The organism is Mycobacterium sp. (assembly GCF_029961025.1).
Classification (GTDB): domain Bacteria; phylum Actinomycetota; class Actinomycetes; order Mycobacteriales; family Mycobacteriaceae; genus Mycobacterium.
In genome coordinates, this window is record NZ_JASBVP010000009.1 from 21,029 (window position 1) to 36,689 (window position 15,661).

A 15,661-nucleotide genomic window follows, 5' to 3' on the forward strand; every position below is an offset into this window, starting at 1 on the left:
ATGTCAGCCCCGTCGAGGTGGGTGCCGCCCCTGACACCTGAGAGGCCCCGATCGACGGCCCCGATCGACACAGCCGCGGAACCTGGGCACCCGGGTGGTCGGCGGGTGCCGCATTCCGGGTCACACAGCCGACCAGGCTCCTAGCCGTTGCCGTGAGGAGGCGCAATGGGTTCGTTCGCGACGACCGATGATCGCGCGCACCGCTGCGCGTCGGCGGAATTTCCGCCCGCCGCGGGCGCCACCCCGGCGACTGCGGTTGCCGTCATCGGCATGGCCTGCCGGCTGCCCGGAGGCATCGATTCCCCCGATCGGTTGTGGGAGGCCCTGCTGCGCGGCGATGACCTGGTCACCGAGGTGCCGCCGGACCGCTGGGACGTCGAGGACTACTACGACCCCGAGCCGCGGGTGCCCGGGCGGTCGGTGCCGAGGTGGGGTGCCTTCCTCGACGACGTCGCCGGCTTCGATGCCGAATTCTTCGGACTCAACGAGCGCGAGGCCGCCGCCGGCGACCCCCAGCACCGGTTGTTGCTGGAAACCTCCTGGGAGGCCGTCGAGCACGCGGGTCTTTCCCCGCGGACGCTGGCCGGCTCGCCGACCGGGGTGTTCGTGGGGTTGACCCACGGCGACTACCAGCTGCTGGCCGCCGACGCGCACGCCCTCGCCGAACCCTACGGGTTTACCGGCACCAGCTTCAGCCTGGCGTCCGGGCGGATCGCCTACGCCCTGGGGCTGCGGGGCCCCGCGCTGACGGTGGACACCGCATGTTCGTCGAGCCTGACGGCGGTGCACCTGGCCTGCCGCAGCCTGCACGAGCGGGAAAGCGGCCTGGCCCTGGCCGGCGGCGTCACCCTGGCCCTGGACCCGCGCAAGTGGGCCGCGGGGTCGGCCGAGGGCCTGCTGTCGCCCACCGGGCGCTGCCACGCCTTCGACGCCGCCGCGGACGGGTTTGTGCCGGGCGAGGGTTGCGTGATGGTGGTGCTCAAGCGGCTATCGGATGCGCAGCGCGACGGTGACCGGATTGTGGCGGTGATCCGCGCGACCGCCGCCAATCAGGACGGCCACACGGCCAACATCGCCACGCCGTCACGGGGCGCGCAGGTCGCAGCCTATCGGGCGGCGCTGACGGCTGCGGGTGTGGATGCGGGCAGTGTGGCCATGGTGGAGGCACACGGTGCCGGCATCCCCAGCGGCGACCCCGTCGAATACACCAGCCTCGCCGAGGTGTACGGCATCGACGCTCCCTGCGCGCTCGCCGCCGTGAAGACCAACTTCGGGCACACCCAGTCGGCCGCCGGCGCCCTGGGGCTGCTGAAGACGGTGCTCGCGGTGCGCCACGGTGTCATTCCACGAAATCTGCACTTCACCCGGCTGCCCGACGAGCTTACCCGAATCAAGACGAACCTCTTTGTGCCGCAAGAAAATACACCATGGCCGCGCAACAGTGACGCGCCCCGGCGGGCGGCGGTGTCCGCCTATGGGCTCTCCGGAACCAATGTGCACGCGATTGTGGAGCAGGCCCCCGAAATCCCGGAAACCGATGCGCACCCCGACGGAAAACCCGACCCGACGGCGGCGCCCCTGCTGTTCCCGCTGTCATCCACCTCGGCCGGGGAGCTGCGCCGCAGCGCCGGCCGGCTCGCCGACTGGGTGGCGGCCCACGGGGAGGTGGCGTTGCCGGACCTGGCCTACACCCTGGCGCGCCGGCGGGCACACCGGCCGGTGCGCACCACCGTCCTCGCGGGCGACAGGGCGGAACTCACCGGCGCGCTGCGCGACATCGCCGGGGGTGACATCGAGTATCGGGCCGCGGTCGGGCAGGACGACCGGGGTCCGGTGTGGGTGTTTTCCGGGCAGGGTTCCCAGTGGGCGGCGATGGGCGCGGGCCTGCTGGCGCGTGAGCCGGTGTTTGCTGCCACCGTCGCGCAAGCCGAAACGCTGATCGCCCGCGAGGCCGGGTTCTCGGTGAGAGAGGCGGTGACGGCCGCCGAGGTGGTGACCGGTCAAGACCGCATCCAGCCGGCGGTGTTCACCATGCAAATCGCCCTGGCCGCCACCCTGAAGGCCTACGGGGTGCGCCCGGGGGCGGTGATCGGGCATTCCCTCGGCGAGGCCGCGGCGGCCGTCGCCGCGGGTGCGCTGTCGCTGGAAGACGGGGTGCGCGTGGTCTGCCGCCGCTCGCGGCTGATGTCCCGAGTCTGCGGAGCCGGCGCCACAGCGTTGGTGGAATTGCCTGCCCAGCAAGTGCTTTCGGAACTCATGGCCCGTGGCATCACCGACGTGGTGGTGGCGGTCGTGGCCTCGCCACGGTCCACGGTGATCGCCGGGGACGCCCCGGCGGTGCGGGAGCTGGTGGCGGTCTGGGAGCGGCGCGACGTGCCCGCCCGGGTGGTTCCCACCGACGTCGCCTTTCACTCCCCGCAGCTGGACCCGATCCTCGACGAGCTGCGGGACGCCCTCTCCGACCTGCACCCGATGACACCGCAGGTGCCCTTCTACTCCACCACCCTGTTCGACCCGCGCGAGCAGCCGGTGTGCGATGCCCGCTACTGGGCGGACAACACGCGGCGCATGGTGCGCTTCGCCACCGCGGTGCAAGCCGCGTTGGAGGACGGCTACCGGGTTTTCGCGGAACTGGCGCCGCACCCGCTGCTGACCCATGCTCTCGAGCAGACCGCCGCCAGCCTCGAGATGCCGCTGGCCGTGCTGGCCGGCATGCACCGGGACCACGAGCCCTCCCACGGGCTGCGCGCCTTGGTGGCCGACCTGCACAATTCCGGTGCCGCGGTGGACTTTTCGGTGCTTTACCCCAACGGCCGGCTGGTGGACCCGCCGCTGCCGACGTGGACCCATCGCCGCCTGTGGTTGAGCCGTGACGATCGGGAACCGTCCGCGCCCGGCGGTTGCAGCGTGCCGGCCCATCCACTGCTGGGTGCTCATGTGCGCCTTCCCGAGGATCCCGAACGCCACGTGTGGCAGGCCGAGATCGGCACCGGCGCCCAACCCTGGCTCGCCGAGCATCGAGTCCGCGATGCGGCGGTGCTGCCGGGGGCGGCGTACTGCGAAATGGCGCTGGCGGCGGCTCGCACGGTTCTGGGGCCGGCCGCCGAGGTCCGTGACATCCGGTTCGAGCAAGCGCTGCCGCTGGAGGAGCAGACCACGGTCACCACCTCGGCGACGGTCACCGCACCCGGCGTTGCCGACTTCACCGTGGAAACCGACCGGGGCGGCGAGCGGGAGCGGCTTGCCGGCGCGGTTTTGCGCGTGGTGCAAGATGAGACGCCGCCACCGGCACACGACATCGCCGCGCTGCTCGCCGCGCACCCCCGCCGGGAGGACGGCGCCGAGGTGCGCACCCGCCTGCAGCTGCGCGGGGTCCGCTACGGCCGGGCATTCAGCGGGCTGATCGCGGTGCACACCGGCGAGACGACACCGGCCACCGTGGTGGCCGAGGTGGCGCTGCCCCGCCCGATCCGTGCGCAACACGATGCCTACGCGGTGCACCCGGCGCTGCTGGACGCCTGCTTTCAGTCCGTGGCGGCCCATCCGGACGTCGGCGCCCTCGGTGAGGACGCGGCGGCGTTGCCGGCGGGGGTCGGGCGGTTGCGCGTTTACGGCGCAGCCCGCGGCGCCCGCTACTGCCACGCTCGGCTCACCACGGTTGCCGCTGCCCGCATCGAGGCCGACGTCGACGTGCTCGACGAGCGCGGCGCGGTCCTGGTCTCCGTGCGGGGGCTGCGGTTGGGCACCCGAGCATCCGAGCGGGCCCGCAACGATCGGCTGTTGGGCGAGCGGTTGCTGGCCATCCAATGGCGGCAACGCCCGTCGCCGGAGGCCGACCACGGCCACGCCGGGGCCTGGCTGCTGATCACCACCACCGTCGACGCGCTGGCCGCGGCGTTGAACGACGCCCTGAAAAGCCATGGCGCGCATTGCATCAGCATGTTCTGGCCGCTGCAGGCCGAGCACTCCTCGAGCGCTCAGCAGCTGCGAAACCAGCTGCGCTCCGGCAAATTCAGCGGTGTGGTGGTGCTCACCGGTCCGGCCGGCGCGGAGTCCGCAAACGACGTCCCCCGGCTGGGCCGCGAGTACGTGTGCCACCTGGTGCGCATCACCCGCGAGCTGGCCGACATGCCCGGCGCGCTGCCGCGGCTGTACGTCGTGACCCGCAACGCCCAGACCGTCGTGGCAGGCGACGTGGCCAACCTGGAGCAGGCGGGGTTACGGGGTCTGCTGCGGGTGATCGGCACCGAGCATCCCCTGGTGCGCGCCACCCAGATCGATACCGACGCCGGCACCGACGCTGAGCAGCTGGCGCGCCAGCTGCTCAGCGGTTCCGACGAAGACGAGACCGCCTGGCGCAACGGCGCCTGGTACACCGCGCGGCTGTGCCCCGCCCCGCTGCGCCCCGAGGAACGCCAAACCACCGTCATCGACCGGGAGCGTGACGGGATGCGCCTGCAGATCCGCGTTCCCGGTGATCTGGACACGCTGGAACTGGTTGCGGCCCACCGGGTTCCGCCGGGACCGGGACAGATCGAGGTCGCCGTCGCCGCGTCCGGCGTCAACTTCGCCGATGTGCTGCACGCGTTCGGACGTTACCCCGCCCTCGAGGGGCGCCTGCCGGAGCTGGGCACCGATTTCGCCGGAGTGGTGACCGCCGTCGGGCCCGACGTGGCCGGCCTCAAGGTGGGTGATCACGTCGGCGGGTTCGCCGCCGGCGGCTGCTGGGGCACCTTTCTGACCTGCGACGCCCGCCTGGCCGTGGCGCTGCCGGCCGGGCTTTCCGACGCGCTCGCGGCGGCGGTGACCACCCCGCACGCCACCGCCTACTACGGCCTGCACGAGCTGGCCCGGATCAAGGCCGGTGATCGGGTGTTGATCCATTCCGCGACCGGGGGCGTGGGGCAGGCGGCGATCGCGATCGCCCGCGCCGCGGGGGCGGACATCTTCGCCACCGCTGGCAGCGAGCAGCGTCGGCAATTGCTGCGCGAGATGGGCATTGCGCATGTTTACGACTCGCGCAGCCTGGAGTTCGCCGAGGCGATCCGTCGTGACACCGCGGGCTACGGGGTGGACATCGTGCTCAACTCGGTCACCGGCGCCGCCCAGCGGGCCGGGCTGGAATTGCTGGCGCCGGGCGGCCGCTTCATCGAGATCGGCAAACGCGATATCTACGGCGACACCCGGTTGGGGCTCCTCCCGTTCCGGCGCAACCTGGCGTTCTACGGCGTCGACCTGGGGCTGCTGTCCGCCAGCGATCCCGACCGGCTGCGCGATGTGGTGAGCACGGTGTATCGGCTGGTCGCGGACGGCTCGCTGCCGGTGCCGCACAGCACCCGCTACCCGCTGGCCGACGCCGCCGCCGCCATCCGGCTGATCAGCGACGCCCGCCACGTCGGCAAACTGGTGCTCGACATCCCGCATACCGGGTGCAATCGGGTGGTGGTGCCCCCCGCACAGGTCCGGGCCTTCCGCGGCGACGGCGCCTACATCATCACCGGGGGCCTGGGCGGCCTGGGGCTGTTTCTGGCCGGGAAAATGGCCACCGGCGGCTGCGGGCGTATCGTGCTGTGCTCACGCTCCCGGCCAACCCCGGAGGGGTTGCGGGCCATCGAGCGGATGCGCGAGACGGGCGCCGAGGTGGTAGTGGAGTGCGGGGATGTCACCCGGGCCGACACCGCCGCGCGGCTGGTGGCGGTGGCGACCGCCACCGGGCGCGCGGTTCGCGGTGTGCTGCATCTGGCGGCGGTGACCGAGGACGCCGCCGTGGCCGAGATCAGCGAGGACCTGCTCGACCGGGACTGGGCGCCCAAGGTGCGCGGCGCGTGGAACCTGCACACCGCCACCGCCGGCCAGCCGTTGGACTGGTTCTGCTCGTTCTCGTCGGCGGCCGCCCTGGTGGGCGCGCCCGGGCAGGGGGCTTACGCCGCGGCCAACAGCTGGCTGGATGCCTTCACCTGGTGGCGACGGGCTCAGGGCCTGCCGGCCACCGCGATCGCCTGGGGCCCCTGGGCCCGGATCGGGCGCGCCACCGCCCCGGCCGGGGCCGCCGACCTCGCCATCACCCCCGAGGAGGGGGCCTACGCATTCGAGGCGTTGCTGCGCCACGACCGTGCCTACAGCGGATATGCGCCCTTCACCGGCGCGCCGTGGTTGACCACCCTGGCCCAACACAGCCCCTTCGCCGAAGCGTTCCGCTCCGGCGGGCAGTCCCCTGCGGGAACCACCAAACTGCGTGCCGAGCTGGCGGAGCTGCCCATCGACGAGTGGCCCACCCGGCTGCGGCATCTGATCTCCGAGCAGGTCAGCCGGATCCTGCGGCGCAGCATCGATCCCGACCGGCCGCTTGCCGGATACGGGCTGGACTCGCTGGCCGCCCTCGAACTGCGCACCCGCGTCGAAACCGAAACCGGAGTCCGGCTCGCCGCCACCGACTTCAGCACCATCACCATCCGTGGTTTAGCGGGGCTGCTGTGCGAGCGGCTGGCAGACGCCCGACGCGGTTAGCCCGCCGCGGCTCCCGGCTCGCGCAACGGCGTCCCGAAGTCGGGCACCCGGTGAAACCCGTGCTGGCGGGCCAGGGCGGCGCCCCGGCGGATCATCGCGTGCAGGGCGACGAACCCGGTGTGATCCAGCAGCACCAACGGCGAGAGCAGCCGGTTATGCACGAACGCGAACGCCAGCCCGCTCGACGGGTCGGCCCAGCCCAGTGAGCCACCCAGCCCGGCGTGGCCGAACCCCGGCATCAGCCCGGGAATCGGCATCGTGTGATAGCCGAGGTGAAAACCCACCGGCACGAACAGGTTTCGGTCCAGCCGTGGGCCCGCCCGATCGGTCAGGCGCGCCACCAGGCCGGGCGACAAGAACCGGTAGCCGTCGATCCGGCCGCCGTTGGCGATCGCGCCGTACATCCGGGCCAGCGCGCGTGCCGTCGCCACCCCGTTCACCGCCGGTATCTCGCCGTCGAGCAGCGGAATATCCCCCTGCACAACAGCTTTCATTCCCGGAAAGTAGACGGCGCCAAATCCGGCCGATGCCTGCAGCGCGGCGATCCTGGGTGCCAGGCAGTTGAACACCGGATTGGCGATGCCGCTCTGCGGCATGATGATCTGCGCGGGCTGGGTGGGCGCCTGCACCGGCGGCCGGCCCAGGTGCAGGCCATCGGTGGCCAGCGGCGCGGCGAGCTCCTCGCGGATCAGCTCGCGCATGCCCTTGCCGGTGACCGCGCGCGCCAGCCCGGAGATCAGCCAGCCGTAGGTCAGCGCGTGGTAGGCGGGTTTGCCGAGCAGGCGTCCCGCGGGGGCGGCGGCCAGCCGCTGTTCCATGAGCTTATGGTCCAGCAAGTCCTCACGGGTGGCGCCGTTCAACCGTGACAAACCGGCGCGGTGGCTCATCACCTGGCGAACGGTGATCGCCGATTTACCGTTCGCGCCGAACTCCGGCCAGTAGTGAGCAACCGGGGTGTCGTAGTCGATCAGTCCCCGATCCACCAGCCGGTGGATGACGGTGGCGGCCATCCCCTTGGTCGCCGAGAACACCATGGCGCCGGTGTCCGCAGACCACGGCGCCTGACCGGCCCGGTCCGACCAGCCGGTCCACACGTCGACGACGGGTTCCCCGTCGAGGTACACCGCCAGCGCCCCGCCGCCGAAGCGGCGCCCCGGGAACAGGCTGGCAAAGCTGTGCACCGCGCAGGCGAAGCGCGGGTCCGCCGCGCCGTGAACACCGCGGGGAAGCACGGCCCGGCGATCGTCACGGGTTTCCCGCTTCACATCTGCCGAATTTACCCTCGCGACTGGCAAAGAAAACTTAAGTTATCTTTCTGTTAGGCTTTCTTTAGCCTGAGCAATTCTCAGTATTTGCTGAGCCGCCAGGACCGGGGTCAGCTCTCCGTTGCGCACGCGGCGCTCCACCTCGGCGCGGGAGTTACGCACCGCGGGGTTGGCCAGCACCTCCTCGAGCACCGCGTCGCGCACCAGCTGCCAGGTCCAGTCGACCTGCTGCGCGCGCCGGCGGGCCTCGAACTCCCCGGCGTCGGTGAGCACCCGGCGGTGCCGCTCGATCGCCTCCCACAGCTGCGCCAGCCCGGTTCCCTCCACCGCACTCATAATCAGAACCGGTGGCCGCCACAGTGTTTCACCCTGATGAACCAGCCGAAGCGCGGTGGTCAGCTCACGCGCGGCTAACCGCGCCTCGACCAGATGCTCACCATCGGCCTTGTTCACCACGACGATGTCGGCCAGCTCGAGGACACCTTTTTTGATGGCCTGCAACTGATCACCGGTGCGCGCCAGGGTCAGTAACACGAACGTGTCGACCATGGTGGCCACCGCCACCTCGGACTGGCCCACCCCGACGGTTTCGATCAGGATCACGTCAAACCCGGCGGCTTCGAGCAACACGATGGTCTCCCGGGTGGCCTTGGTCACCCCGCCGAGGGTGCCGGACGTCGGCGACGGCCGGATGTAGGCGTCCGGGTGCACCGCCAACCGCGCCATCCGGGTTTTATCGCCCAGTATCGATCCGCCGGTGCGGGTCGACGACGGGTCGACGGCCAGCACCGCCACCCGATGGCCGTGCTCGATCACATACCCGCCCAGCGCCTCGATCGCCGTCGACTTGCCCACGCCGGGAACCCCGGTAATGGCCACCCGATGCGCAGCGCCGGAGTGCGGCGTCAGCATCAGCAGCAGCTGCTGTGCCCGCTCCCGGTGGTCGGCGCGGGTGGACTCCACCAACGTGATCGCCCGCGCCAGCGCCGCCCGGTCACCGTGGCGAACGCCGTCCGCCAACTGCTCGACGGCGTCGCCGTTACCGGCCGTCATATCTACAGGGTGTAGCCCAACCGGTCGGCAAGCTTGTGCAGCAAGCCGATTGCAGCGTCGGCGATCACCGTTCCGGGCGGGAAGATGGCGGCGGCGCCGGCATCGTAGAGCTCCTGGTAGTCGCCGGGCGGGATGACACCGCCGACCACGATCATGATGTCTGGCCGGCCCACCTGCACCAGCGCGTCACGCAGCGCGGGCACCAGGGTGAGGTGGCCGGCGGCCAACGAGGACACCCCAATCACGTGCACATCGTTGTCGGCGGCCTGGCGGGCCACTTCTTCGGGTGTGGAAAACAACGGGCCCACATCGACATCGAACCCGATGTCGGCGAAGGCCGTTGCGATCACCTTCTGGCCGCGGTCATGACCGTCCTGGCCCATCTTGGCCACCAGAATCCGGGGACGGCGCCCGTCGGCCTCGGCGAACTTCGCCACCAGCTCGCTGGCTTGGGAAATATTGCTCACCTTTCCGGCCTCGTCCCGGTAGACACCGGTCAGGGTGCGGATCTCCGCCTGATGACGGCCGTACACCTTTTCCAGCGCGTCGGAGATCTCCCCGACGGTGGCCTTGGCCCGGGCCGCGTCGATCGCGCGCGCCAGCAGGTTGTTTCCCAGCCCGTCGGGCCCGGCCTTGCCCTGCGCCGCGGCAGCGCGAGTCAGCTCCGCCAGCGCCGCCTGCACCCGGTCCTGGTCCCGGGTCGCACGCAGCTCTTGCAGTTTGGCCAGCTGTTCCGCGCGCACCCGGCTGTTGTCGACCTTGAGCACCTCGATCCGCTGCTCTTCGGCCACCCGATATTTGTTCACCCCGATCACGGGTTGCTGCCCGGAGTCGATGCGGGCCTGGGTGCGCGCGGCGGCTTCCTCGATGCGCAGCTTGGGGATGCCCGCGCCGATGGCCTGGGCCATGCCGCCGTACTCGGCCACCTCGGCCAGGTGCACCCGGGCGCGTTGCGCCAGCCGGTGGGTCAGCCACTCCACGTAATATGACCCGCCCCACGGGTCGATCGGCCTGGTGGTGCCGGACTCGTGCTGCAGCAGCAATTGGGTGTTGCGGGCGATCCGCGCGGAGAAGTCGGTGGGCAGCGCCAGCGCCTCGTCCAGCGCGTTGGTGTGCAGCGACTGGGTGTGGCCCTGGGTGGCGGCCATCGCCTCGATGCAGGTGCGTGCCACATTGTTGAACGGGTCCTGGGCCGTCAGCGACCAGCCCGAGGTCTGCGAGTGGGTGCGCAGTGACAGCGATTTGGGGTTCTCCGGCTTGAACTGGGCGACCAGTTCACTCCACAGCAGCCGCCCGGCACGCAGTTTGGCGACCTCCATGAAAAAGTTCATCCCGATACCCCAGAAGAACGACAGCCGCGGGCCGAACTGGTCGATGTGCAAGCCCGCGTCCAACCCGGCCTTGATGTATTCCACACCGTCGGCCAGGGTATATGCCAGTTCCAAATCCGCGGTGGCGCCGGCTTCTTGCATGTGGTAGCCGGAAATCGAGATGGAGTTGAACTTCGGCATCTTGGCGCTGGTGTAGGCGAAGATGTCGGAGATGATCCGCATCGACGGCTTGGGCGGGTAGATGTAGGTGTTGCGGACCATGAACTCTTTGAGAATGTCGTTCTGAATGGTGCCGGACAGTTTCTCCGGCGGCACCCCCTGCTCCTCGGCGGCGACCACGTAAAGCGCCAGCACCGGCAGCACCGCCCCGTTCATGGTCATCGACACCGAGACTTTCGACAGGTCGATACCGTCGAACAGCTGGCGCATGTCGAGAATGGAATCGATTGCCACCCCGGCCATTCCGACATCACCTTGCACCCTGGGGTGATCGGAGTCATAGCCGCGGTGGGTCGCCAGGTCGAAGGCCACCGACAGCCCCTTCTGGCCGGCGGCGAGGTTGCGGCGGTAGAACGCGTTCGAGTCCGCCGCGGTGGAAAACCCGGCGTATTGACGAATGGTCCAGGGCTGGTTGACATACATCGTCGGATACGGCCCGCGGATGTAGGGGGGCTCACCGGGGAAGGTGTGCAGCGGATAGCCCTCGGCGACCGCGGTATCCCGATCGGCGGCGATGTAGACCGGTTTGACGGCGATGCCTTCCGGGGTGTGCCAGGTCAGCTGCTCCGGTGCGTAGCCGTGTGCCGCCGCCAGGCCGGCCACCAGCGTTGTCACCCCGGCCTCGGCGGCGGGCCGGCCGGTGCGCTCGCCGGCGAGCGGAACGTCGGCGAAACTGCCCACCACGGGCCGGGCCGACGAGTTCGGCTGGCCGACGACATCATGGATGGTCATGGCTAGGCTCCCAATCGGGTGAGCAGGTTCGAGAGTGTTTCTACGGCATTGATTTTCGCTGTCAGGTAGTCGTCGGGGCGGTCACCGTCGGGGGTGCCGTGCAGCGCCTTCTGCGGCCCGGTGAGGTAGATCCGCGCCACGCCGGCGCGACGGGCCGCCCGGACCACGTCGGCGACCTCCTCGCGGTAGCGTTTATCGGTTCCACAAATCACCGCGACGGCGGGCGATCCGGCCGCCGACACCGCCTGCGCGACACCGGATGCCTCGACCGGACCCGGGTTGATCGCCTCGATGCCGCCGGAAGCCAACAGGTTCACCGCGAACGTGGCCCGGCTGTTGTGTTCGGCCAGCGGGCCCAACGGCAACAGCAGCACCCGCGGGCGCGACCCGGTGCGCCGCAAAAAGGCGTCGGAACGGTCCCGTAAGGCCTCGAACTGCGCCGCATAGCTTCCGACCGTCGAATCACCCGGTGGCAGCGGGGGTTCGGCCAGGTTCGGGTATTCGTTGACGCCGGTGATCGCGGTGCGCCGATGCGCGATATCGTCGCTGCGGCGCGCCGCCACTTGCGCGATTTGCCCGGCCACATAGCCGCGGGCCGCGGCGAATCCGCCGCGCGCCTCGATGGCCTGGAAATGCTGCCAGGCCTGCCGGGCCAGCTGCCCGGTGAGGTCCTCGACATACCACGACCCGCCGGCCGGATCCAGCACCCGCCCGATGTGGGACTCTTCCAGCAGCAGCAGCTGGGTGTTGCGGGCGATCCGCCGGGCGAAGCTCGGCCCCATCTCCGGGTGGCCGCCCGGGATGGCCACGTCGAACGGCAACACCCGTACCGTGTCGGCGCCGCCGACGCCGGCCCCGAAGGCCGCCAGCGTGATCCGCAGCATGTTCACCCACGGGTCGCGCCGGGTCATCATCGGCAACGACGTCTCGGCGTGCACGACGGCCGCGCCGTCCTCGGGGGCGCCGACAACCTCGGCCACGCGCGCCCAGAGTTGGCGTGCAGCACGGAATTTCGCGATCGTCATGAACTGGTCGTCGTCGGCGGCGAGACGGAAGCTGATCTGGCGCAAAGCATCGGAGACGGCCAGCCCGGACTCGCAGAGCACCCGCAGGTAGGCCACCGCGGCGGCGATGCTGCCGGCGAGTTCCCAGGCGGCGTTGGAGCCCAGGTTGTGAAAGGCGGGGCCGTCGATGGTGACCGCCCGCACGCCGCGCCGCCCGGCCGCTGTCCTGGCGACGGCGGCCACCTCGCCGACCGACGGGGCGTCGCGGCCGCTCAGCGCGCCGGTCAGCGGGTCGGCGCCCAAGTCGACCGACAGTGTCGTGGTCTTATCCGGATCCAGGCCGGACACCAGGGCCAGTACGGCGTCGGCCGCCGCCGGGTAGTCGGCGCCGGCCTGCAGGATCAGCGGTACCAGCTCCAAATAGACCCCTTCGAGCACCCGGTCCAACCGGCCCGCCGGGATCCCCTCGGGGCCCACCCGCAACACCAGGGCACTCACGCCGCTGGCCAGCGCGGCCAGCACCGCGGCGTTGTCCTCACCACCCTCGCCCGGAAACGCCTCGGCGACCTTCCAGCCGCGGTTGACGTCGCGACGCGCGTCGGCGCCGCGCACAAACGGCCACTCGCCGGGCAGCGGCGGCTCGGGCAGCTCGTCCAGGCCGGTGTAGAGCGCGTGAATCGCGAAGCCCTCATAGGTCGCGGTGTCTAACAGCCGTTCGGGCTGGTCCCCGAAATCCCTGGGGTGGTGCGCCGTGCCTTTGGCCAGCACCCCGGCCACCGCCGTGCGCCATCGGGCGCGGGCCCGCACCAGCTCCGCGCGCTCGGCGGACACCTCTACCGACACCGGCGGCTCCTGTCGTCGCAGCAGATCACTGCCTGTTGTCCCGTTTGTTTCGGTGTCACCGAGGCTAATCGATGGCTTCGGCTGCCGTTGCGGTGAGGTGAGGTGCGACGACGGCGCCGGCAGCGGCGAAACACCGGCGACGGGATCCGCGATGTTCACCCGCGCCCCGTAGCCTGAGACCGTGACGGCCCGCGCCACCTGCACGCCGGGCGACACCGTGCGCGGTGTCGCCACCGCCGTCCTCGCGGTGGCGCGTCAGCTGTCCCGGCGGCGCATCGTCACCACCGCCGTGGCGATGGCGCTCGCGGTGGCGGTGGCGCTGGTCGTACCGCTGCCCACCGCGGTGCAGCTGCGTGACTGGGCGAGGTCGGCGGGCCCGTGGTTTCCGGTGGCGTTTTTGGCCGCGCACATCGCCATCACCGTGCTGCCGTTTCCCCGCACCGCGTTCACGCTGGGGGCGGGCCTGCTGTTCGGTCCGCTGCTGGGCGTGGTGCTCGCCGTGACCGCCAGCGCGGTCAGCGCGGTGATCGCGCTGGTGCTGGTGCGCGCGGCCGGCTGGCAGTTGAGCCGACTGGTGCGCCACCAGGCCGTCGACCGGCTGGATTCGCGGCTGCGGGAGCGCGGCTGGCCGGCGATCCTGTCGTTGCGGCTGATCCCCGCGGTGCCGTTCTCGGTGCTCAACTATGCCGCCGGCGCCTCGGCGGTGCGGGTGCTGCCCTACACCCTGGCGACCCTGGCCGGCCTGATCCCCGGCACCGCCGCCGTGGTGATCCTCGGCGACGCGCTCACCGGCCACGTCAGCCCGCTGCTGTTCCTGGTGTCGCTGTGCACGGCGGCCGTGGGGGTGGCCGTGCTCGGCTACGAGATCCGCCACCACCGCCGGCGTGCGCCGCACCGGTCCGACACCGGCCCACGGCCCGGGTAGGCCCACAGCGGGTTGAGAACTGCGATGGCGAGCGCGGACCCGGCCACTCAAGCGCACGCCGATCTGCTCGAGCTGCCGGTGGACCTGTGGCCTTACGAGGTGCTGGCGACCCGCGTGTGGGAGCTACGTGCCACCATGTCCGTCTACGACGCCGCATATGTTGCCCTGGCGGAGATCCTGGCGGCGCCGTTGCTGACGCTGGATCGGCGGATAAGCCAGACGCCGGGCATCAGGTGTGCGGTCGCCGTTCCGGGCGCCGGCTAAGCCGCGCGTGCAGGTCCCTTCGCCGTCATCGCCGCGAACGTCACCAGCAACACCGCCGCCGGGATGGCGTTGACCACCCGATCCCGGGCCCGGACGTGCGCGCCGACCGCCAGCACGAAATACAGCGTCAGCATCGCTGTCGTCAGCCTCGCCAGCCCGGGAAAGCGGAACACCGACAACAAGCCAAGCGCGGCCGCCGCCTTGACCACCGGGAGAATCCATCGGATTTCCGGCGGAACCCCAAGATTGTCAAGGGTTTTGGTGATATACGGCACCGGGATCGCGCATGCCGCGGCGTCACCGGCCTGAAAGGCGGCCAGCGCCACATAGGTTTTCGAAGACGTCAGCGCGCTCATGAGTCCACCCCCGGCGCCTCGATCACGCCGTCGGCCGGTGCGCGGGCCTGCGCCTCGGCGTCGGCCACCGCCTGCACGATCGCCGGATCGGTCTGGGTGCTGAACCAGTCGGCAACCTCCTCGCTGTCGTCCTCGGGCTTGGGCGGCCGCTCCTCATCGACCGGCGGCGGCTGGTAGCGAAACACCCCGTCCTCGCCGGGGGTGCCCAGCAGCCTGGTGAACCCCTGCAGCGCGGACCCGTAATCGCTGGGTACCACCCACACCTTGTTGGACTCGCCCCGGGCCAACTGCGGCAACACCTGCAGGTACTGGTAGGCCAGCAGCTCGGGGGTGGGCCGGCCGGCCTTGACCGCGGCGAACACCTTCTCGATCGCCTTGGCCTGGCCCTGGGCCTGCAGATAGGTCGCGGCCCGCTCGCCCTGGGCGCGCAGGATCCGGGATTGCCGCTCGGCCTCGGCCGCCAGGATCGCCGCCTGCTTGGCGCCTTCGGCCGCCAGGATCTCCGCCTGCTTTTGCCCCTCGGCCTGCTTGATCGCCGACTCTCGGGCGCCTTCGGCGGTCAGGATCATCGCCCGCTTCTCCCGGTCGGCCTTCATCTGCTTTTCCATCGACGCCTGAATCGATGGCGGCGGGTCGATGGCCTTCAGCTCCACCCGCGCCACCCGCAGGCCCCACCGCCCGGTCGCCTCGTCGAGCACACCGCGAAGCTGGCTGTTGATCACCTCGCGCGAGGTCAGGGTCTGCTCCAGGGTCATGCCGCCGACGACGTTGCGCAGCGTCGTGGTGGTCAGCTGTTCGACCCCGACGATGTAGTTGCTGATCTCATAGACCGCCGCCTGCGGGTTGGTGACCTGAAAATAGACCACCGTGTCGATGTTGAGGGTCAGGTTGTCCTCGGTGATCACCGGCTGCGGCGGGAACGACACCACCCGCTCGCGCAGGTCGACCCGGGCCCGGATCCGGTCGATGAACGGCACCAGCAGCGTCAGCTGGCCGCTGACCGTACGGCTGTAGCGGCCCAGCCGTTCGATCACCGCGGCCTCGGCCTGCGGGATCAGCGCGATCGATTTGGCCACCACGATGACGGCGAAAATCACCAGGAAAGCCAGCAACACCAGACCGGTTACCGTAGTGTGCACCGTGGTTCCTCCTTGCCGCCGTA

9 protein-coding genes are annotated in these 15,661 nt (G+C 70.7%); 3 read left to right on the top strand and 6 right to left on the bottom strand.

What is annotated here, in order from left to right; all coding sequences use genetic code 11:
• The first annotated feature begins 165 nt into the window (after window positions 1–165).
• The gene (gene pks2 / locus QJR12_RS12340) at window positions 166–6,507 is read left to right on the top strand and encodes a sulfolipid-1 biosynthesis phthioceranic/hydroxyphthioceranic acid synthase (protein ID WP_300582568.1); all 6,342 of its coding nucleotides are present in this window, start codon (window positions 166–168) and stop codon (window positions 6,505–6,507) included.
• Here pks2 and QJR12_RS12345 read toward each other — a convergent pair.
• Genes QJR12_RS12345 through mutA form a run of 4 tightly spaced genes read right to left on the bottom strand, consistent with a single transcriptional unit; the run spans window position 6,504 to window position 12,954 of the window.
• Window positions 6,504–7,772, bottom strand: a complete 1,269-nt coding sequence (locus QJR12_RS12345) for a serine hydrolase domain-containing protein (protein ID WP_300582571.1) — start codon at window positions 7,770–7,772, stop codon at window positions 6,504–6,506. The genes pks2 and QJR12_RS12345 overlap by 4 nt on opposite strands.
• 42 nt (window positions 7,773–7,814) lie before the next feature.
• Entirely contained in the window at window positions 7,815–8,825 is a 1,011-nt protein-coding gene (gene meaB / locus QJR12_RS12350; protein WP_300582573.1) for a methylmalonyl Co-A mutase-associated GTPase MeaB, read from the bottom strand.
• A 2-nt stretch (window positions 8,826–8,827) separates the two neighbouring features.
• Window positions 8,828–11,107, bottom strand: coding sequence for a methylmalonyl-CoA mutase (gene scpA / locus QJR12_RS12355; protein ID WP_300582576.1), 2,280 nt, complete (start codon window positions 11,105–11,107; stop codon window positions 8,828–8,830).
• 2 nt (window positions 11,108–11,109) lie between these two features.
• Window positions 11,110–12,954 carry a methylmalonyl-CoA mutase small subunit gene (gene mutA, locus QJR12_RS12360; protein WP_300582579.1) on the bottom strand — a complete coding sequence of 615 codons (1,845 nt, stop codon included), beginning with the start codon at window positions 12,952–12,954 and terminating at the stop codon, window positions 11,110–11,112.
• Between the two features lie 181 nt (window positions 12,955–13,135).
• On the opposite strand from mutA, the gene QJR12_RS12365 reads away from it, so the two are divergent.
• Both QJR12_RS12365 and QJR12_RS12370 read left to right on the top strand, forming a co-directional pair.
• The gene (locus QJR12_RS12365) at window positions 13,136–13,879 is read left to right on the top strand and encodes a TVP38/TMEM64 family protein (protein ID WP_300582582.1); all 744 of its coding nucleotides are present in this window, start codon (window positions 13,136–13,138) and stop codon (window positions 13,877–13,879) included.
• A 24-nt stretch (window positions 13,880–13,903) separates the two neighbouring features.
• Window positions 13,904–14,143, top strand: a complete 240-nt coding sequence (locus QJR12_RS12370; protein WP_300582584.1) for a type II toxin-antitoxin system VapC family toxin — start codon at window positions 13,904–13,906, stop codon at window positions 14,141–14,143.
• Here the strand turns inward: QJR12_RS12370 and QJR12_RS12375 are convergent.
• Both QJR12_RS12375 and QJR12_RS12380 read right to left on the bottom strand, forming a co-directional pair.
• Window positions 14,140–14,499 carry a DoxX family protein gene (locus tag QJR12_RS12375; RefSeq protein WP_300582587.1) on the bottom strand — a complete coding sequence of 120 codons (360 nt, stop codon included), beginning with the start codon at window positions 14,497–14,499 and terminating at the stop codon, window positions 14,140–14,142. The two genes, QJR12_RS12370 and QJR12_RS12375, sit on opposite strands and share 4 nt — an antisense overlap.
• Window positions 14,496–15,638, bottom strand: coding sequence for an SPFH domain-containing protein (locus QJR12_RS12380; RefSeq protein WP_300582589.1), 1,143 nt, complete (start codon window positions 15,636–15,638; stop codon window positions 14,496–14,498). The genes QJR12_RS12375 and QJR12_RS12380 overlap by 4 nt, the downstream gene beginning before the upstream one ends.
• Window positions 15,639–15,661 lie beyond the last annotated feature (23 nt).